This is a genomic window from Cellvibrio sp. ARAG 10.3 (assembly GCF_051846955.1).
Lineage (GTDB): Bacteria > Pseudomonadota > Gammaproteobacteria > Pseudomonadales > Cellvibrionaceae > Cellvibrio.
Window position 1 is genome coordinate 163,102 of record NZ_JBPYCU010000001.1, and the last position, 21,450, is coordinate 184,551.

The 21,450-nt window shown below is 51.5% G+C and carries 13 protein-coding genes; 3 read left to right on the plus strand and 10 right to left on the minus strand.

Going from position 1 to position 21,450, the window contains the following annotated elements:
- Window position 1: 1 nt before the first annotated feature.
- The 6 genes from ACSV5M_RS00640 to ACSV5M_RS00665 form a co-directional block, all read right to left on the minus strand.
- The gene (locus ACSV5M_RS00640; protein WP_439173435.1) at window positions 2-4,204 is read right to left on the minus strand and encodes a DEAD/DEAH box helicase; all 4,203 of its coding nucleotides are present in this window, start codon (window positions 4,202-4,204) and stop codon (window positions 2-4) included.
- Window positions 4,201-6,996 (minus strand): hypothetical protein, encoded by a 2,796-nt coding sequence (locus tag ACSV5M_RS00645; RefSeq protein ID WP_439173436.1) that lies wholly within the window; start codon window positions 6,994-6,996, stop codon window positions 4,201-4,203. The genes ACSV5M_RS00640 and ACSV5M_RS00645 overlap by 4 nt, the downstream gene beginning before the upstream one ends.
- Window positions 6,997-7,022: 26 nt before the next feature.
- A complete protein-coding gene (locus ACSV5M_RS00650) occupies window positions 7,023-8,900 on the minus strand; it encodes an HsdM family class I SAM-dependent methyltransferase (protein WP_439173438.1) in 1,878 nt (625 codons plus the stop codon).
- A gap of 1,007 nt (window positions 8,901-9,907) precedes the next feature.
- On the minus strand, window positions 9,908-10,378 hold the full coding sequence (locus tag ACSV5M_RS00655) for a helix-turn-helix domain-containing protein (protein WP_439173440.1): 471 nt from the start codon (window positions 10,376-10,378) through the stop codon (window positions 9,908-9,910).
- 67 nt (window positions 10,379-10,445) lie between these two features.
- Complete coding sequence (locus ACSV5M_RS00660) at window positions 10,446-10,952, minus strand: hypothetical protein (RefSeq protein ID WP_439173442.1); 507 nt, start codon at window positions 10,950-10,952, stop codon at window positions 10,446-10,448.
- A gap of 21 nt (window positions 10,953-10,973) precedes the next feature.
- Entirely contained in the window at window positions 10,974-12,128 is a 1,155-nt protein-coding gene (locus ACSV5M_RS00665; protein ID WP_439173444.1) for a zinc-dependent alcohol dehydrogenase, read from the minus strand.
- Window positions 12,129-12,411: 283 nt separating this feature from the next.
- Between ACSV5M_RS00665 and ACSV5M_RS00670 the strand changes: the two genes are divergently transcribed.
- On the plus strand, window positions 12,412-13,719 hold the full coding sequence (locus tag ACSV5M_RS00670) for a GGDEF domain-containing protein (RefSeq protein ID WP_439173446.1): 1,308 nt from the start codon (window positions 12,412-12,414) through the stop codon (window positions 13,717-13,719).
- 8 nt (window positions 13,720-13,727) lie between these two features.
- On the opposite strand, the gene ACSV5M_RS00675 is transcribed toward ACSV5M_RS00670, so the two are convergent.
- From ACSV5M_RS00675 to ACSV5M_RS00690, 4 genes are all read right to left on the minus strand, one after another.
- Complete coding sequence (locus tag ACSV5M_RS00675) at window positions 13,728-14,648, minus strand: pirin family protein (protein ID WP_439173448.1); 921 nt, start codon at window positions 14,646-14,648, stop codon at window positions 13,728-13,730.
- Between the two features lie 221 nt (window positions 14,649-14,869).
- A complete protein-coding gene (locus ACSV5M_RS00680; RefSeq protein WP_439173450.1) occupies window positions 14,870-17,272 on the minus strand; it encodes an acyl-CoA dehydrogenase in 2,403 nt (800 codons plus the stop codon).
- A gap of 288 nt (window positions 17,273-17,560) precedes the next feature.
- Window positions 17,561-18,385, minus strand: a complete 825-nt coding sequence (locus ACSV5M_RS00685; protein WP_439173451.1) for a class GN sortase — start codon at window positions 18,383-18,385, stop codon at window positions 17,561-17,563.
- Entirely contained in the window at window positions 18,378-20,516 is a 2,139-nt protein-coding gene (locus tag ACSV5M_RS00690; RefSeq protein ID WP_439173453.1) for a marine proteobacterial sortase target protein, read from the minus strand. Before ACSV5M_RS00690 ends, ACSV5M_RS00685 begins: the two co-directional genes overlap by 8 nt.
- On the opposite strand from ACSV5M_RS00690, the gene ACSV5M_RS00695 reads away from it, so the two are divergent.
- Together ACSV5M_RS00695 and pdsR are read left to right on the plus strand one after the other, a co-directional pair.
- Window positions 20,515-20,715: a hypothetical protein gene (locus ACSV5M_RS00695; protein WP_439173454.1), complete on the plus strand. Its 201-nt coding sequence runs from the start codon at window positions 20,515-20,517 to the stop codon at window positions 20,713-20,715. The genes ACSV5M_RS00690 and ACSV5M_RS00695 overlap by 2 nt on opposite strands.
- 34 nt (window positions 20,716-20,749) lie before the next feature.
- On the plus strand, window positions 20,750-21,448 hold the full coding sequence (gene pdsR / locus ACSV5M_RS00700; protein WP_439173455.1) for a proteobacterial dedicated sortase system response regulator: 699 nt from the start codon (window positions 20,750-20,752) through the stop codon (window positions 21,446-21,448).
- Window positions 21,449-21,450: the final 2 nt, after the last annotated feature.

Consider the following 21,450-nt stretch of genomic DNA (forward strand, 5'->3'; position numbering starts at 1 on the left):
ATCAGTCTCCTGCTTGTGAGTTGTCCGTGCCGTCGTTATTAGCAACACCGTGACGAATTAAATCCATCACCCCCTGAACTTCGCCTGACAACTGTTTACGTCCCTCCGCGTCGCGGGAGGAAACTTGAATGATGCCTCCTTGATCAACATCTCGTAGCGACGTCATCGGCTTTAGTAATAAGTCTGTCTGACTTTTAAAATAGCCATCCATCGTGCCACTACCCCAAAGCGGACTGCTCCATGTATCCACGATAAGCCTTCGCGTACGTTGGTCGATTCGCCGGCGGTAGTAATTTTCTCCTTCTGGAGCAAAGCCACCTCGCAAACCTACGGCGAGTTCGATAAATCGGTTTATTTCTTCAATAAAAGCGTTGCCTCTAGCGGAGAGCTCTCTTCGCACGTTTGGAATAACCGTGAAGTCTGGTGCCTTCTGCTTCTCGTTCTCCGGGAGGTTTAGCAACTCCTGGCTTGGTAATACTCCAAGCATGTATGCCTGGAAAAGGCTCGGGAACACACGTTCGATGGCACGCTCAGCCCAGCGATCAATAGCTGCGGGCTGAACCATACGCTCAAGAAAGCGGTGGAAGATATCAAAGACGTGGACAATATGGCGATCGCGACGGCGCTGCGGCGTTGGCAGAAGTACAACGAAGCCAATATGCATACGTCCGACACGAGACGAGGCCTGGATGTACTCGGCAATATCTGATGGCATGCCGGCGAAGAACATCGAATTAAATTCATCGACGTCAACACCGTGTGAAATGGCAGACGTGGCAATGACGGAACGCAATTGCTCGCGGATGGGCGGGAGAGGTTGTCCTGGATTCACGCGCAGCTGAGCTGTGTCCACCACGGCTTGGATTTCACCTTGCTCCACTGATCCTGTAATGAGCCGAGTGTCAATCCCAGCCAGCTCGATGCCTTCGTTGAGATGACGTTTGCGCGTTTCCTCTGCCTCAGCGGCCATAATTTGGTCGCCACCTTTTTTATTAGTTACATAAGTCAGTGCGATGCGGTGTAAATCGACAAGTGTTATAAGTTCCGAAGCGCTTGCAGCTAGAAGATTTTTTTTATGTAACTCTTGAATTGGCCCTGATGATATGTTGTCAGCCAGCTGCTGCTGCACAACCTTGAGCTGATGATCATCGCCAGTTACAAGACTGTCGAACAGCCGAGTGATGGTCAAGTGGAAGCCCGAAAGAACCGCCACACTTGTCGAAGTGTGGGGCTTTCCATTCGTCATGAACGCCGTATACACACGAGCTTGCTGGCTCGCCACCTCGATATTTGGATTGGCTCGCCGGGCAACTTCTTCCACAGCGGCCTCCGCAGGCTCTGCGTAGAAAGACTTGTATAGCGAAGGCCCTGGCTCAGGAAACTGCGTCGCTGGAATTGAACGTTGATACAAATGCTCAAGCTGACGTTCTGGATCTGAAACTGTCGCTGATGCGGCGATAATCTTGGCGCGTCGACGTTGTCCCTGAGGATCAACTGCAATAATCTCACGCAGCGGCTTTCCTAGGTACTCGAATACAGCATCTAGCGTTGACTCGAATAGCCCCGCGAAAGTACCCAATGACTCATCAAGCAGGTGCGCCTCATCCTGAATAATGAGACTAGGAAAAGGGTCATGAAATATCCGCTGACCAGACTTATAAGCGGGATACACACCCTCCATACCTTTGGCCTCTGGGCCTAGGGCGAGCTCTTTGTTATCAGGAATATAGAGACGTCCATTGATGGGCCTGACCCATGGTGCGGCTCCGAACATGCCATAAATGCGTCGAATGGTCCGACTAGAATGTCCAATAAGCGCCAGCTTGTCGACGGTGCCGAGCAGCACAGATGGTGCTAAATCATAGATGTCCTCATCAACGATGTAGAATGGTAGAGGCTGCCATTGCCCTTGATTAGAGTCGCACTTAATATCAGTACAGACGTGGCCGAGCGTCTGATCACCCTCGACAAAAAGACGTAACGCAGTTTCTTTCTGACAAAACGGGCACTTAGGCAGCTTTCTCCAAGCACGCAGCGCCGCTGAGTACTTCGTGTCGCTCTCCCGAAGTTCCTCCTCATCCGCCAGCGATGGCGGAGCTGCTGTAATTTGAGGAATACTTTTGACGCCTTTTGCGTTATGGCGATTCGGCGAGCCTCCACTACCTACCCAAAATCCGATGGATAACCTATCGCCAGCGTATTCATAACGTCGACGCACACGTTCTGCCCAAGCTAGCACTCGAGCACAGCGTTGGGCCTGCTGAATTGTAAGCAACCGCAATGGATAACGAATCAAAGCTGTAACACCACGGCGCTTTCCACGTAGCCTGTCAAGCATTAGGTTGAAGACCAGCAAACCGAAAAAGGCTTCGGACTTCCCCCCACCAGTGGCGAAGTACAGAAGGGTGACAGCGTCATCGCGTCGCTCGTCGTAGAAATGGCGAAACTCTTCAATACGAGAGGCTAGCGCGGGAATGTTAGCAATGATGAAAGCTAGCTGGAACAGACGCCACTCATTATTGTCGTGTTTGAATCGCGATTGCATGAAATCAGCCATCGCTTCATTCATGGCGAGCCAAGCTTCATAGACGAAGGCTTTTGGATCAGATTGTTGTCCTCGCTTTTGCCATAACGACTTGGACTCTTGCAAGCATTCAAGCCCTGTGGCGATTGAGTTAATCTCCGCTGCCCACTTGGTGATATCCGACTGTAAAGCCTCCATTTCTCGTGCAATACCTTCGCTATCAGATGCGTCAAGCCCTTCTCTTGAGTTCACCTCTCGAGGTAACGAATCTAACCATGTTTGCATAGCAGGCACGAGTGGCTCTATACCTTCAAGGCCTTCAGGCTGCGCAAGTAGGCGCACTTTCCGCTGTACGCCATTAGCACTGGTCGGCACAATTCGAGGTTGTATATAGCGCGGAGTCCAAGTGGTTTGTAACACGGCAAGCTCGGGCTTTGACTCTACGCGAATGACGCCGCAATTATGTCCCATTGCCGGATAAGTAAGGTATTTGTTGAATCGGTATGAAGGCTTGATACGCTCTAATTTTAAAGAATGGTGGCGCGCTGCTGGCAACTGCGTGCGCAGCGAAACAAGAAAGACAGATTCTTCGGTTTCGTCGACATGCTGGCGAGGAGCCGGACTAACATTTTCCAGTGCTAAAAACAGGTTGCATTTAGAACTGTCGAGCCAATCAGTATTAAATTGAAGATCCCAGCTAAGCTGAATATTTGGAACAGCTAGTGGTAAGCCTGAGTTTCGGACTCTGTCGAGGAAGTCTGACCAATTGGTATACTGGCTGGCCGGAATCGAGAGTTGGCGGCGATATCCCCACCTCATTCCTCCTGTTCCTGGCTCATCGCTATTTATCCATTCATTCAATCGTCGGACAATAGCGTCGTTCATGCGCAAAGCATGCTCATCGGCATCACGCTGAAGTTGAATACTGGATTTAGAAGTATCTATTTCAAGTACAGGAAGCTCGATCTCCAACCGCATCCACTTGTGAGGAACAGCTAGGGGTTCAAAGTGTTCGTCCTTGATTGGAGGTATTCCAGTCGTGGCAACAGGAAATGCTTCTTTCACCGTATCACCTGATTCATCTCCTTCGGTCTCGCGACTTGCTTCAGTTTCAGTTGCTTCCTGTGGTAAGTCAGAAGTCAGCAGATGTCTTGGGATTCCCTTGGCGGCATATACCTCATCAACAACCTTCTGGCGAATCTCGAGCCAACCTGGATGCTTCCACTTGGATGCGTATGTGCCTCTGGCCTTCTCCCATTCTTGATCTAGGCGCTTGTTACGCTCGGCTTTGAGTTCATCAATCACAGCCTGCCTCAACATGAAGACTGGCCTGCAGTCGGGACGCCTGAGATCCTCTTCGTGAGGTAAAACACGCACGTACAGTGAAAGCTGTGGCTGAATTGTTATCACCGAGTTAGACGTCGCGTTGAGCTGCATCTGCAACCCGTGTGATGAAATCCAGATCGGTGAAGTCACCTCGTCGTCGCCAGAAGGATTACGTTGAGGCAGGAGAAAGCCAGAATTCAAAAGCGCCCTTGGGCGAGCCCCGAACAGATATTGGCCTGTGGGCCCCTGGCCGCTCAGTTGGGCATAGGTCAGGTTGAGAATGCTATCGACCACTGCCTCCTTCAATGTGGAAGAAATCTTTGAGGGATCTTCTCGGACTATAGTTTGATTCATAGATTCTGTTCCTTGATAGGGCCAATACATTCAACGGTGGCCACGCTCTCACGAGCAGCATCGAATAATAGTGTAAGCGTCTGTCGACTGATATTAGACTGAGTCATGACTGATTCGGGCTGCAATAGCATATAAGCGTAGATATCCGATATATGTCGCCCATCCAATCGGCGCGATGTTCGAACAGCCATAATAACGCGTTGCCATTGATATGCTGCTTCGAGGGAGGAAAATTCTAAAACATCTGCAAATGCTTTGAATGCTGCTTCACTTCGTGGAGCTTGTGGCCGAAGCTCTTCGAATGGTGTATTTGGCGATTCACCCAAGTCTATCCATTGGCGCATTGACGTTTCTTTGGGTAAATCGTCTTCCAGCTTAGGATCAAGCTCGAGCATTCGCTTACGAAGTTCTCTAACCTTATCGGTAATCGTTCCTTCAGAAAATTTTTTAGAGAAACGCGTTTGTACTTGTTCATGATAGCTGCGCAGTGCGGCTTCAAATGTCTTATCCGTATGAATGGGAACACCAGCCTGACGTAGCACATGCTCAACCATTTCACGCAGTTCAGCCGACATAACAAAAAGCTTGTCACCCACTTCCAATGACTTTATTTGACAGGCTTTGAACCCCCGGTCTGATGAGTACAGTGATGTGGGATCATATACGTAGACCTCAGAGCTATCTCGTCGATACAGAGTAGTTCCATTGTCCAGACGAATGATCCATGTATCAGAATCGATGTCGTTGTGCTCAGTGGATACTTCCGAGGAAAGGTCTATACGAAATGTAGGCAAAGTATAATCACTGGTAGACAAAACTGATGCATCGTTCGGTAGATCCTTTAATTGACGAAGAATTGATTCTATCCGTGGCTTAAAAGATCTAAACTCTGAGAAATTTTCGATAATGGGCTTAAGGGACGCACGTAAAAATTGCCCTGCTCGTTGCGTGAGAAGAATCACTGAGTGCGCAGGCACTCGATCATCGGTAAGAATTAATCTCAGACAGACCTCATTCAGACCTGCAAAGACAAGTGTAGACCTCTCACTTTGTGCCAGATGTTCTTCAAAATTCGTGGCTGAAATGAGATGAACTCGATTGTTGAAAGCCTCGAATAGAATACCCCCTGGATATTGACGATACTCTGCTAAAAATCGCTCAGCCAGTCTACGATAAAGAGCACTTGTAAACACGACGGTAACTTGGTGCTTATTTCCTGTGGCTGCATTTGCCACGAGATCGGCCAGCTTATGAGCAAAGGGAGTTGCTTCTTGATAGCTGACATACAGCTCAGAGCCTTTACCTATACAGTCCATCAACGCTGACCGGTATTCTCCAACTCCCACATCATGATCAAATTGGTTCAGAACACCAATTTGAGTAGGCCAATCAAAAGCTACGCGAGTGTGCATGGCTATATCAGGCCCTGACAAATATTCAGCTAAATGCTTTATACCGCATGGAAGAGCAGCAATACGTGAAACATACGCCGCTGCGTCGATCAAGGGTTTGGCTCCTTCTTTTCCGCAGGGGATGTCTCTAGCAATGCGAGTCAGTTTATTGGCAACCTTCGCGACATCCGAGTCAACAATGTAGACTTCAAACTCTTTCGGCATTGGATGTAAACACTCGTATGCCCCTTTAAGCAATAGCTCTTCAGATCCCACAATGCTCGGAAAAGCATCAATCTTGTATTCATGAGGTGATTTCCAACGCAGATCTGATTCACGTTTATTATTACGTTTCCAGAGCTCATCCTTTAGCTTGTATGCCGAATGCGGCTCATCCGTAACAATAATTACACCGGGGGTCTTTTCCTGAAAAATCTCTTCTAGCATCATGCAGAAACGTGCAGTCCGTCCCCTCCAGCCAAGAGCCTCAGATCGAACAGCACGTGTCGCAGAAATTACCACCACTTCAGGCGGAGAGAGATTGTTAAGTTCCTTGAGTGCTTTATTCAACTCATCATTTGACATTCGCCCATCCAGCGCAAACAAAGCATCCGGAGCTGATGCAGGCGACCCTATAACTTTACAATGCAATTCCTTCAAGGATTTGGCATGTGAGCGCTTAAGCAATTTAGTGCGTATGATTGAAAGTAATTTATCGGCGCAGGATTTCCATTCTTGAAATTCAGGCGCAGCAAAAAATGTGGGCAGCAATTCTCCTACGGTTGGATTGAAATTCTGGCCTTCCGCATTTGGCAGACTGGTATCGCTGAGTGAGTAAAAGTACGCATCTTTATCAGGTAAAGAACGCTTAACCAAGCTATTGGGGAACACCTCGGCAAGTCTATTTGCTATATCTAGCACTGCAGTTCGATCAAGATGGATATGATTAAGGGGATAGAATACATTCGATTTAACCGGAAAAAGGACCCCTCTAACTCCTTGCTTATCTCCTTCTCTCCACCTCGCGATCGTTGCCAAAGTATGGACTAATGTCAAAGACCTTATGGGCGCCGGCCATACAAGCGCAATATGTCGTGTCCGATGCTCAGCTGCATGCAAGTACAGGTCAGCCAATTTAATTAATGTACTAGATGGAACGCGCAATAATGGATCGTCATCAACAAACAGGTCTATCAACGAATTACCTACTCGCTGTGTAACTGGTGGCAAAGATTTAACTTCTTGCATTCCCCTCTTATCAACATTTGACTTTTCTTTTTTGAAAGAATGTCTAGCTTTGTTTTTATTTTTCCTAGCAATTGCGGCCAGCACATTCTCTCTAGCTTCTTTCCGTTGCTTATCAGCTTCCTTTAAACTCTTTAGTTTATCTTTACGTGCCATAGAACTTATCCTAAGAATCTATTAGTTTACGACTGGCCGATCGCAAATGCATTTTGTACTGCTTTTTCAAATTCTAGACCACGTGCCAAAAATTTCTTCAGCTGAACTGGATCTGGAAGGGGCAACTGCTTAAGTTCAAAAACGGAGACATTTGTTGCTCCAGAAATACATCGAAAATACCTATCAATTATTGAAGATTTTAGTAGAAGGGCTAATCTTTCAGGTTCCAGAGCGGGTGTCTCAATCACCTGCTCTAAAATAACAATGTGGTTTTCACCAACAAACCCTCCATAAGTTTCAAATAGTTTACTTGGAACAACAGTCGCAATCAGGCGTCTGGATTGATCGTTTGAAGTTACACGCTGAAGTATGACACTGGGGTTTTGAACTACTGACCTATGAAACCTTGAGCCTAGATCTACAAAACAGGGCTCTTTATTAAACTTAGGCTTTCCATCAAATCTTAAGCGCGCACCTGATGCTATATCACTTGACCAAATAAGCGGAACTGCCGAATCGGCTTTTTTATTAACAACATCCTTATGCGATAAGTAGGTAGGGCGGCGATCACGATTCCATACGAAAGCACCAACTCGGACTCTATAGCCATAGTCAACAATAGTAAACTTTGAACTGGACGTCAGACGCAGTAACTCTATATCGCTTTCCGACCTAGGAATCGGCCAAGCTGATTCAGAACTTGGCAAAAGACACTTCCCCACATTTACATACTGCCCATCTCTAGATACCACACAAATAGGTACGACTCTATCCGACAGACCCTCATGGCGCTGCATTAAAGTAAGAGCAGTCTCTTGCTCTACATCAATGAATATTCCTGAGCGATCACTCACCATCCCAATACCAAGCAATTTTGTATGAGATATTAAGTAAGTACGTAACTTTGAAAAGTATTGTCCTGACAGGAAGCTTGTGGGGGTCACCAGAGCACATCGCCCACTAGAAGCCAGCAGATTTATGCACAAAACCATGAAAAGCGCGTAGAGATTTGGCTGACCCTCTACTATTTCAGAGTATTTATCAATGTATAGGTCGACCTCTGCAGATTTCATTTTTCGAAATGGCGGATTGCAGACGACAACATCCACTTTCCGCGCTAATGAAGAAGGCTGATGTAGTGCATCAGCGCATGAAATATGGAATTTCGGAGTGACTCCAGAAGTAGTTATCTCTTTATGAAAAACCATTAACAAGAAATGCCTTGAAAGCTTACATAGCGTTTCGTCCTTGTCAGTTCCATATAAGTTTCTTTGAGCATGAAAAAGTATTTTCTTAGGTGAATTTTTTTTCGAAAGCAGCGCGTTTCGCATCCTCATTGCAATTGGAGTTAGGAACGCCGCCCCTCCACAAGCAGGGTCGCAAAAGCTGTTTTCAGTGTAATCAACGCCACTCTCCTCCAAATCGTCCAGCAGTCGCTTCGTCAACGAAGGTGGAGTAAAAAACATCGCCAACTGCTTTCGATTATTATCTCCAATCAAATGAGCATAAGCAGACGAAAACCAATAAGTTGCCTCCGGCAAATCTAATTGCTTGATGAAATCAACAAAGTCGACCACTGCCGGATTTTGCTGCAGTATGACAGGCGCAGGAAGACCTGGCCGGGGCAACCCTTTAAATGATTGTTTACACCAGGAAGATAGCGCAGCACCTATCAATGCATCAGCTGTAACCTGATATTCAGCCATAACACTATTTAGCGAACGAATAAACCGCTGAAAGCTTGTCTTTTTATTAGCTACAGCCATTAAATAATCAACTCTATCATTACTTGTAAAATTCCATATTTTTAATAACCTTAGATTAGAAAACTTACATGCTACTATGAAGACTTTAATTGTAATTTGATTAATCGGCCAAAATCCTGAAAATATCCCAGCTCTCAATATTACATTATTCTCATATTTTCAGATTGTCCCGCAGAACTCGGTTTTTCAAACCTAGTCTCACATCGAGTTAGATACTGGTCTAATAACTTCCAGTATCGATCCAATCTCGTGTGCTTCCCGTTTTCACGACTCTCCTATTGGTATCCCCCTCTGGAGCACAGCCCGATGAGACTGCAGCAGAAGATTTTCTGCTCTCGTTATTCATCAGTTGGATTCAATTATCTATTGACTATTACATAACCAAGCCCTTAAACATAATCACTAATTATTGGAATGCAACAATACGTGCACATAACTGGATGTGCCGCACTTTCACTTTCGGAGCATTGAAGACTTTGCGTAAAACCTTACGACTATGGTGAACGCAGGGAACGTAGAAGCCCACTCCACCCGACGCCATTTAAAGTTTAGCCGGCCCAAGAACTTTATTACTTGTTATGCGCATATCATGCATAGCAAAAACGCTATCTAGCATTTTATTAGTCACGCAGATTTAATAAGCCTGATACCAGTCAAATTACCAGAAGGAACTTTACGGCGGAAAAGCCAAATCATCCGTTGAACCTGTTCCATAGGATATGTCAAGCGGGTACAGATTAATCCCCCACATTCTGCTTATGAAAGAATAGACGACGTCCGGGTATATGCGAATAACACGATATTTCACTGCCGCCGCCCTCTCTGTAAGAACGAGCAGATTAAAAAGCCAGTGCGCAGCGGCATTGCTTGGTAACTACTTGCTCTACCCGTTGCAAGGCAGGATAAGCGCCATAGAGAGTTTCAAATTGCTCCTTCACTGGCTGTAATTGTTGCAACAATGCGGTTGCTAATACACGCACCCTTTCTTGAAGGAAGCGCGAGCGCTAACCGGATTTTTTTGTGGCAGGTAAAGTAAAGACAGATTTTTTACGTGCCCATCGGAGTTAACGAAACCCCCCATTAACCCCTGGGCGTTGCGCCACAAATACCCTACCAGCTGTAAGCCGCTCCAGACATTAAGGCCATCAAGCATTCTTATCCTCCTTTTGCTTTAACGATGACGCGTGTGATGCACCACCTCGCGGCTGGATAATGACCTCTAACCCCAAGGTGCGCAGGGCTTTCAATACCTTGCCCAACTCGGCGGTTTCCTTACCCCGCTCAAACTCGGATAAGAAACGAGTACTCACATTGCCCAGCCCTGAGATAGTTTCCAGGGTCAGCTTGCGTTGTCTCCTGTGCGCACGCGCCAACTTGCCCAACTCTTCGGCAGACCGAATGACACCATATTCCGCTTGTCCTTTCATCTGATTGGCCATAAAAATTACTGTACGGTAAAAATTAGCGAGTAAATATACCGTGGTCAACCAAATAGTTACCGTACGGTAAAGAAATGGACTTTTCGCTGGAAAAATTGAAGTTTTATCCCGTACGGTAAAAATAGGATAAAGATGGACTTGTGCTTCGATTTTGTGCGTGGAAAGGGAGAATTTCATGATTCGAATAAGAAAAACCGCTGCAAATAAGCAGCGGCTCTTTAGATTCCGTATTCCGTTTTTAAAATTATCGATTCCTGCTACGACCACCCACCACAACCGCCGCCGCCAGCAACCCCAAACCTAACGTAACTTTATTCATCACTGCGCGTTGGTCGTGTTTCCACTGGGCTTTCATACCGCGTTCTGCGCAGATATTTGGCAGGTTTCCGTGAGAGAGGTCATCAATCACGCCTTCCACTTCGTTCACTCTGTCCGCCAATAACAAGGGTAGCCAGTGGCCAAAACTGCCTTCGCTGTATTTAAAGGCGCATCGGCGAATCCAGCCGCTGAGGCCGGTGGGTGGTACGGAGGTGCCGAATACAGCGGTTACATTGGGGCGTTCGATGGAGTGCAGTACTTCTACTGTTTTTTCCTGTAGTGGCGGGCGTTGCCAATGGTAGCCCTGGTCACCGCCTTCGCTGCGGTTGCGCATGGGATAGGTGGGGTCATTTTTTGGATCGGCGTCAATTCCCCAGCCTTTGATGTGGGACATGTCGGGAGAGGTGGATTGATCGTTGTCAGCATTTTCCATGATGTTCTCCTCTGCAAAAATTTATTGGTTGGCTGTGGGCGTGATGAGTACCGGTTTGATGCAGCCGTCGAGTTTGTCGGAAAAAATGCGGTAGGCATCGGCGGCGTCTTCCAGTGGAATGCGGTGAGTAATCAGGGCTTTGGGATCGATGATGCCGTTTTGCACATGTTCAATCAGCCGTGGCAGCAAGCGTTTTACCGAGGCCTGATTTGCGCGCAGGGTGATGCCTTTATTTAACACATTGCCCATCGGTACCAAATTTCCGGTGGGGCCGTACACACCAACTACCGATACAATGCCGCCTTTTTTTACCGAGTTAATCGCCCACTGCAAGGCTGTGGCTGAGCCGGCTTGCAGTAACATTTTCCGGCCGGTGATGGTTTGCATCGCACTGCCGGCGGCTTCGGCGCCGACGGCATCAATGCAGACGTCGGCACCGAGTGAGTCGGTAATTTTTTTGATAAAAACCACCGGGTCTTCAAGCGATAAAAAATTATAGATTTCGCATTGCGCGTAATTTTTTGCAAATTCCAAACGGTAATCGAGTTGATCGATCACAATCACCCGACCCGCGCCGAATAGCCATGAGCAACGCGCGGCCATGATGCCGATGGGTCCCGCACCGAAGATCACTACCGTATCGCCGCGCTGGATGCCGCCCATCTCCGCCGCCTGGTAACCGGTGGGGACGACGTCGGTCAGCAACACGGCGTCATCAAGATCCATGCCCGGCGGAATTACCGTCGGGCCGACATTGGCGTAGGGCACGCGCACGTATTCGGCCTGGCCACCGTCGTAGCCGCCGGCCATGTGTGAGTAACCATAGATGCCGCCCACAGCGGTGGCTTGTGAATTGGATTCGTGGCAGTTGCCGTATAAACCCTGCTTGCAAAAAACGCAGCGGCCGCAGGCAATATTAAACGGCACGATGACTCTGTCGCCGACGCGAATGTTATGCACATCCGCCCCGATTTCTTCTACCACGCCGACAAATTCGTGGCCAAATGTGCTGCCGACGCGCGTATCCGGCACGTTGCCGTTATAGAGATGCAAATCGGAGCCGCAAATGCAGGAGCGCGTTACGCGCACGATGGCATCTTCTGGGTGGAGAATGTCCGGCATGGGTTTTTGCGAAACCCGCACACGTTGTGGACCTCGATAGTTCATGGCGAGCATGCGTTGTGTCCTCTTAGAAAGCGAAACGAAAAGATGAAAACCAGAAATCGCTTTAAAAGCTGACCGTGCAAAAAACTAAAGGTTGACGGAATTTTGGCAATTGTTCGATTTTTTTCGGGCGAGGGTTGATAAAGGCGTAACTGTTGGCGGATTTAGCTTTATTTATGGAGTTATGAGAATTCTTCTCAATTTATTCGTGGCGCAATTTTCTTTGTTTGTCAGTGGCAATCTGGATTTTTTCTACAATACTTAGGGCATGCCGTTGGTTGCGATTCCCCCTCCTATGAAAAAACTCAACACCCTGAACCTGGTGCTGCTGTTAGCGATTATTGCGTCTGTGGGTGCGATAGGGCTGCAAAAGTATCTGCCCAAGAAAACCATTGTGGTGGTGCCTAGCACGCAGCATTACGACACCTTTTATTATCTGGCCGCGCCCGAAGGCAGCAAGACGCGCTTTGAATTTATCGATCAAAGCAAGCATCAGTGGCGCTGTATCAGCGAGGAATTGGAAGGATGGCTGGTGTGCAGTTTTTCGATGGTTTTAGTAGCGGATGTCACCCAAGGGTGGGACTTATCCAGTTATTCCACGTTAGACGTCAAGCTGAATTACACCGGCCCAGCCAAAAAAATGCGGATAGTTTTGCGCAATTTTGATACGCGTTTCAGCACGCTGGAGGATACCAATAGCTCCAAATTTCAATTCGTGATGCTGCGTCAGGAGGACTTCAACAAAAAAATCAGCATCAATTTGACCGAATTTACCGTGGCTGAATGGTGGATCGAACAATTCGATTTGCCCCGCCATTTAGCGCGCCCTGACGTCAGTAATGTGGTGTTTATCGGCATTGAATTCGTCGAGGGTTTGCCGCCGGGCAATCATGATGTAACGGTGGAATCCCTGAGTTTCACCGGGGATTTGATCTCGCCGGAGCATTGGTACCTGAGTATTCTGGTGGCCTGGATATTGTCTGGCCTGCTGGTGATAGGCGTGCGGATGGTCCGGCTGAAGCAGGAAGGCCAGCAAGCCAAACAGCGGATTAATGAGCTGGCAGTCAGCAATTCCCGCTTGCAAACAGAAAAGTCGCGCTTCCAGACGCTATCGAATCTGGACGCCCTGACCGGTATCTACAACCGCTACGCTATTGATAAAAGCATCACCCAATTGCTCGCCGACCCGCGCAAAAATTCCATCGCCTTGATCATTATTGACATCGATCACTTCAAACGTATCAACGACCGGCGCGGCCACGATGTGGGCGACAACATCCTTAAACAATTTACGTTGATTGTGAGCAGCAATATTCGCAGCGAGGATATCTTTGGGCGCTGGGGTGGTGAGGAATTTATTTTGATCTGCCCCAAGACCAGCATCGATAACGCGTTTTATCTGGCGGAAAAAATTCGCAAGATCATCAGCGATACGATGTTTGAAGAAGAGAAGCCGGTGACGATTACCGCCAGCTTCGGCGTCGGCACCATCCAGCAAGACGAGGACTTTGCGTCCGCATTCCGGCGGGTCGATGCCGCGCTCTATAAGGCTAAATCCATCGGCCGGAACTGCACCATCATTGCAGAGACGGAGCAGCCATAAACCCGCGGTTAACGGTCCGGTAACGGAATAAACTCCGTCTCACCGGGCACCTGGGCAAACCGCCCCGCCTGCCAATCCGCCTTGGCCTGTTCAATGCGCTCGCGGCTGCTGGACACAAAATTCCACCAGGCGATACGCGGGCCATCAAGTGGTTCACCCCCAACCACCACCAGTTGGGTTTCTTCATCGGCGCGAAAGGTCACCTCGCTGTTTTTCCGCAACACCAACATACGCCCGGCAGCGTAGGTTTCACCGGCCAGGGTGATCTCACCTTTAACCACATAAATCGCCCGCTCGGCGTAGTCGACATCCAGCTGAAGCACCTTGCCCGGATGCAAGGCAATATCTACATACACCAGAGGCGACAAGGTTTTAACCGGCGAATCCACCCCAAATGCATGCCCCGCCAACACCCGAATCCGCGCCCCATCCCGATCCAGCTCTGGCAAATCCTCCGGCGGATAATGCACAAACGACGGCTCAACCTCCTCATGCTCTTTAGGCAAGGCCACCCACAACTGCAAACCCTCCAACACCTGATGCCGCTGCCGCGCCTGATCACTGCTGCGCTCCGAATGCGTAATCCCCCGCCCCGCCGTCATCCAGTTAATCGCACCGGGTGTAATCAGCTGCGTGCAACCGAGGCTATCGCGATGCAAGATCGAACCGCTATACAAATAAGTCACCGTCGCTAGCCCAATATGCGGATGCGGCCGCACATCCATCCCCTGACCCACACCAAAATGCGCCGGCCCCATATGATCAAAAAAGATAAACGGCCCCACCATCTGCCGCTTACTCGACGGCAACACCCGCCGCACCTCAAAATCACCCAGATCGCGCGCCTTGGGCTCAATAATCAATTCCACCGGCGACACATCGCCAGCATGGTCCACACATTGGGGTTCAGCATCGGGGAGCCAGCTCATGGTTTCTCCTGTTCTTTCAATTAACGACGGGAATGCCGCACTACGATGGGAGTTTGCTGCAAGGTGGTTCATGTCGAAACCCTCACGTCAGGGATGACGTGCGGGAGCTACAGGGAAGTATTTACGGCGTTTTCGACATGAACCACCTTGCAGCAAACGTACTACGAAGTATTCATCTCACAGTATGAAAAAAGCCCCTACAACGAGGGGCTTCCTAGACATCAAATCGAATCAAACGCATCCGTTAGCAAACAATCAAACCGACGCGCGTCATACTCCAGCAAACGCGCCACATCACCCTGCTGGATAATATTCTTACTCGCCGCATCCTGCAGCCGCTCTTCCAGCGTCGCACCCGCCAGCTTCCCGCTACTCTGGGCACGTGCAAAGGTATTCCACAATGGGCCAAGCGACAGCAACATCTGATAGGTACTCTCCACCCGACCCGTCGCATCATCCGGGTCCATATTGCGATACACAAAGGTACCCAGATGCTGACGCACCGGATTATCTTCCATGATCAGGTCACCCATCTGACGGGTCAGCTCATCACTGGGCTTCGCCACAATACGCCCGGTGGGGAAGGTCGCCAGCTTCAAGGCACCCGCCACAAGGCGTACCGGGAAGTTCTCGTAGAAATCGATCAGTGCTTCCTGGGCTTTATACAGCGCCAAGGTAATCGCGTACTCCGCGTGGATATCCTCTTCCTTCGTGCGCACATGGGCCGAGTGATACTTGAGGATCGAACAGGCGATGAACAACTGGCTATGCACGTCACCCAGACGCGCCGACAACAACTCACGACGTTTCAGGTTGCCGCCGAGGATCGCCAATGCAAAATCCGAGGTGACCGCCAATGAAGCACTGAGGATATTGATGCGCTGGTACCAACGGGTGCTGAAGTTATCCGCATTGGCCGGGGCTTCACTGAAGTGGCCGCGGGTAACGCCCAACACTTTGGTGCGCACCAGGTTGCTGAACACATGGCCTAAATGATGGATGAACAGGCGATCAAAGGCTTCCAGATCATCCGCCTGCATGGCCTGCATTTCTTCGAACAGATAAGGATGACAGCGCATCGCACCCTGACCGAAGATCATCAAGGAGCGGGTCAGGATGTTAGCCCCTTCCACGGTAATCGCTACAGGAATGCTCTGGTACGGAAACGCAAGGAAGTTACGTGGGCCAAGCTGGATCGCACGACCGGCAACGACGTCCATGCTGTGGTTGATCAAGCGGCGCATGATTTCTGTGGCGTGGTATTTCGCCATGGCGGTCATCACCGCTGGCGCACCGGATTCCAGACCCTTGGTAACCAAATGACGCATAGCTTCCAGCGTATAGGCGCCGCCCGCGATATCAGCGGTAGCTTCCTGAACACCTTCGAACTTGCCGACTTCCATATTGAACTGGCGGCGAATACGCGCAAACGCGCCCACCATGCGATAGCTCATCTCACCACTGGCAGTAGCCAAGGCGGGCAAGGAAACACCGCGACCGGCACCCAGACATTCGATCAACATACGCCAGCCTTTACCGGCCATGGGCGCACCACCGATAATCCAGTCCACCGGAATAAATACATCGGTACCCATTACCGGGCCGTTCATAAAGGGCGAGCCGGGATTGTGGCGCTGACCGATTTCAATACCGGGGTGATTAGCGGGCAAGAGCGCGCAGGTGATGCCGTATTCTTTCTTGGCCGGGTCACCCAGCAGGCCATCCGGGTCCACCAGTTTGAAGGCCAGGCCGACTACGGTAGCCACCGGGGCCAGGGTAATCCAGCGCTTGTTGAAGGTCAGGCGCAAGCCGATCACTTCCTTACCTTCGAATTCGCCTTTGCAGACGATCCCCACATCGGGAATGGAGCCCGCATCAGAACCCGCTTCCGGGCCGGTCAAACCAAAACAGGGAATCTCTTCACCGCGCGCCAGACCGGGCAACCAGCGGTGCTTTTGTTCATCGGTACCGTATTTCATCAACAGCTCGCCCGGGCCGAGGGAGTTAGGCACCATGGCGGTCACGGCAGCGGTAATGGAGCGGCTGGCGATCTTGCTCATCACGCGGCTTTGGGCGTAGGGGCTGAAGTCACGGCCACCGAACTCCTTGGGAATAATCAGGCCGAGGAAGCCTTTATCTTTCAGGTATTGCCAGGCTTCGGGAGAAAGATCTTTGCGGTTGTGGTGGATGTCCCACTCATCCAGCAGGGCACACAACTCAGTCACCTCGTTATCGAGGAAGGATTGTTCTTCCGCCGTTAACTGCGGCAGGCCGATCTGGGCAAACTGGTTCCAGTCCGGCTTGCCGCTGAAGATATCTTTTTCCCACCAGGTGGTACCCGCTTCCAGCGCTTCGCGTTCGGTGACGCTCATGCTGGGCATGGATTTTTTAAGGATCTCGAACACTGGCTTGGTCAGGATCGGCCGGCGCAAGGCGGGCACGTTCAGAATCAGCAGCACCGCCGCCAGGGGAATAACCAGCCACAATGACCACATGGCCGGGGACAACACCCCCAACACCAGCCAGGCCACCACCACAATAGCCGAGGCCGCCGGCAAGGGGACCTTACGGTACAGGAGGACGCTGATCAAAATAAGGATAAGTAGCAACGACAGCAACAACATAGGTTTCTCCTAACTGCTCACATAGATGAGACATGCCCGACTCGGGAGGCAAAGGCCAAAACAATCACTGTTAAGACCACAACACTGTACGACCGCAAACTGGCTGCCCAATTCAGGTGCCGGCGCGTTTCATAACAATAGCCCATTGCACCTGTTTACGGCACGCAATAATTCACGGATTTTGTCACCTTGGCGCGTCATGAACCTTTGGCCGAGCGGGTGCAGGGTTATACGGAGAAAAAAGACAGGCCGGTCACCCTGATGGGCAACCAGGGCGGAAAGGCGAGGCTAGAGCGAAAAACTCAAGCTGCCCTTTTCGGTGATTTGCTGGGGGTAAGGCTGCTGTGTCGGCATCAGCTCGGCGTCATTCACTTCACTCGCCCACACCACCAGGCGCAGGGGTCCGTTGGGATCGAGGGCATCGAAGGGGTAGCAGGTCACCAGCACCAGGCCGGAGGCCGGGTAATCGGGCAATTGCAGTGGCGTGTGGCGGGAATCCACGATCTGGCGTTGCTCAATGCGATAGGTCAGCTCGCGGCCATCGCGGGTTTGCACATACAGGGCGTCCCCCGGCTGGATGTCCTTGAGAAACCGGAAGTGGGTATCGCGATGCCCGCCAATCACGGTAATGCCCTCCCCCGGCAACGCCGTGCCCTGGAGGTGACCGGGACCAAAGGCGAGAGAATTGCCTTGGGCACCTTCGAGCACAAAGAGATCCACGCCCTCCTCCGGCAGGCGCAAGCGGGCTACCGGATGAGTGTCCGCCCAAGGCCAGGGTTTGATCGCCTGGTTGGGACGCGCGCTATTCTCCCAGGCCTGCGCGATCAGCCATTGGGCCAGTTGCGCCTTCACCAGAATCCAGCCCGCGTTGCCCCACTGCCAGACCACCAACATCACCAGCACGAGACTGAACACTGACAACCGGGAACGGCGGCGTTTGGCCGGCGCTTTTGTTGCCGGCGCATGACGCAGCACGCGGCGGCGTGAACCCAGAAGATCGCCGCTCAAATCGAGGGGCTGGTGATCCGTTGTGCCCGGTTGTACATCAGGGCTACCGGGATTTTGCTCAGTTGGTACACCCACCATACGGTGGCAGAGATAGCGTCTAGCCATGACTCACCTCCGTTGCGCGCCAGCGGCGCAGGACCATCAAGACCACCAGCGCGCAACTGCCAAGCAACCAGTTCAGCAGCAGGGAGGTTGAAGTGCGGGGGTACATCAAGGGCGCGGCCTGCTGACCCTGGGGCAACAGATTGGGGACCGGCGCCTGCGCCACAGCCTGATCCTGCGGGCGGCTCGGTGTTTCCTCTACCGCCACAAAGCTGGTGTAGGGCGACATCAATTGATGCTGCAGGGCCACCTCCAGCACCGCCTCGCGGACCTCGGCTTCCGGGCGACCACGCACTTTCTCATCCAGAAGCACGGCGATCTTTTCCTCGGCCCAACGCACACCGATGCCACTGTGGGATGCGGCATCGCTGGGTGTGTTTGTTACGGCCAGCTTGCGCGACCAGTTGTTACCGGCTTGCCGACCACGCACATCAACAACGGCCTGCTTCGGCCAGGTGCCGTTCACCTTGGCACTGACCAACAGCGGCTCGCCCTGGTACAGGTCGGGAATACGCGCCGGCCAAGCTTCTACCGGCACCGGCCAGTCGATCTCGATATCGCTCATCACCGGGCTTTCCAGCTTGGTGAACAGCGCTTGCATCTTCTCCGCCACCTCGGTCTGGGCACCGATAAAGGTAAAGGTGCCGCGCCCGAACTCGGCGGCCTTGGTCATAAAGTAGCTGTTGGGTGCGGAGCCGATACCGACGGTAAACAGCCGCGCGTCGCCCAGTTGTTGATGGATCAGCTCGAACAATGCGGTCTCATTGCCCACACTGCCGTCGGTGATAAAGATCACCTGCTTCAGGTAGCCTTCCGCCGCCGGGTAGTGCAAGGCTTCTTCCAGCGCCGGGGCCATCTCGGTGCCGCCATCCGCATTCAGCCGCTGCACAAAACTGCGCGCCTGTTGCAGCGCGTTAGCATCTGCCGGAACCGGTTGATGGAACAGCGCCTGATGAAAGGAATTGAATTCAATGACGTTGAAGCGATCCTTGTCGGTCAGGCGCGACAGCGCCAGTTGCAGGCTGGCCTTGGCTTGCTCAATGGACACACCGCCCATGGAGCCGGAGGTGTCGATGATAAAGATCACTTCGCGCGGCAGGGCAGTGCCGGATGGTTCCTGTTGCGGCGGTAACACCATGAGCAGTGCGTAATCCTCGCCATCCACCCGCTCGGTAAAGAAGGCTGCATCCGGTGCCTTGCCTGCAACGGTGTGCCACTGCATCTCAAAGTCGCGGTCCATGGGGATGTGCTTTTGCGTCGGCGTAATCTGGTGGCCGTTGCCTAGCTTATAGATGCTGAGTTCATGGTAAGCACCGCGAATTTGCGCTAGGGGCACGCCAGCATCCAGGCTGATATTGATGGCGATATTGTTGGTGTCAGGCTGCGGCGCGGGATGCACAAAGGGCGTAATCCGGTGCGCGTCCGGTACCTGATCGGTCGGTTGCGCCCAGCCCCAGCCACTGTTGGTTTCCAGCGACACCTGGGTATCGGTATCCTGTTTCATCACGCCGGGGATGTAGCGCGGCGTGAGTGTGGTGGGCAAACGCCAGCTAAAGGTCTTATTGCGGTAAGTCACCAGCTCGTGATACTGCAATTCGATGACGACTTTTTCCTGGGGGCCGATGTTGGCAATCGCCTGGGTAAACAGGTTGGGCCGTTCCTGCCGGGTCAGTGCCGCACGTTTGCCCTCACGCTTGGCCTGATCATAAATCCGCTGTGCTTCCTGCTTCTCTTTAATGTCCGCCACAATGCGGCGCTCGCCAATCTCCAGCACCATGCGATTGATGGCCGCGTCCTCCGGCAAGGGAAATACATACACGCCTTCCACCCAGTCGTCGGTGACATTCTCAAAGGTCTGGCGCAACACCACCCGCGCCAGCATGCCCTTGATGGTGACCTGCGCCTCGCTGTGGTGATGCAGCGCCGCGCGGTAACCGCTGGCGGTTTTGAATAACAAGGACCCCGCGCTGGCTTCTTCCGGGTTTACGTCAGCGCGGGCAATTTCGGCGGCGGCTACCGTTAGCAGCACCACCAGCGAGCCTAAAACCCATGTCCATACCCGACGCGCGGGCCGGTGAGGCGGTGACGGTTGCAACAGCAGATGTTTGGGGATGCGGCGGCGGTTAAAACACATGATAGTATTCCCTGCAAAAGTTAAAGCCGTAAACGGCGTTTCGACAGGGTCAGTAAACCAGCGCAATCCGGCGTTGCCGGGGCACAAAAACGTAAAAGCGGTGATCAATTATGGCGAATTGTGGCAAAACCTCTCGCAGCCATTTTTCTCCATTAAAATCTCCGTACTCGTAGGTCGTATTAGCCGCACAGCGGCGTAATCCGACACCACCCTATCAACCGCAAAGGACACCCATGGCCCGCCACATCGCCATCGTTGAAGACGAAATCGCCCTCGCCCATAACTACCGCGATGCGCTCACCCGCCAGGGTTACAGCGTGAGTCTCTACCACAACCGCCCTGACGCCTTGGCCGCATTTACTAAAAGCCTGCCGGACCTGGCGATTATTGATGTGGGCTTGGGAGATGACATTGAAGGCGGGTTTGAACTGTGTCGCGACCTGCGCAGTAAAGCGCCGGCCTTGCCGATTATTTTCTTAACCGCGCGCGACAGTGAATTTGATGTGGTATCCGGTTTGCGTCTGGGTGCCGATGATTACCTCACCAAAGATATCAGCCAGCCCCATATGCTCGCGCGCATCGTGGCCTTGTTTCGGCGCGTGGATGCCCTGCGTAAACCCGACGCGCAGCCCAGTGAAGAAATTCTGCAGCGCGGCAAATTGTTATTGAACATGGATCGTATGAGCGCGCACTGGGATGAACAACCGGTAGACCTGACGGTTACGGAATTGTGGATCGTCCACGCGCTCAGCAAACATCCCGGCCACGTAAAAAACCGCCAGCAATTGATGGACGCAGCCAACGTCGTGCTCGATGACAACACTATTACCTCGCACATCAAACGCATCCGTAAAAAATTCCTGCGCCTCGATGAACAATTTGATGCAGTAAAAACCGCTTACGGCATGGGCTACCGCTGGGACGAACAATAACC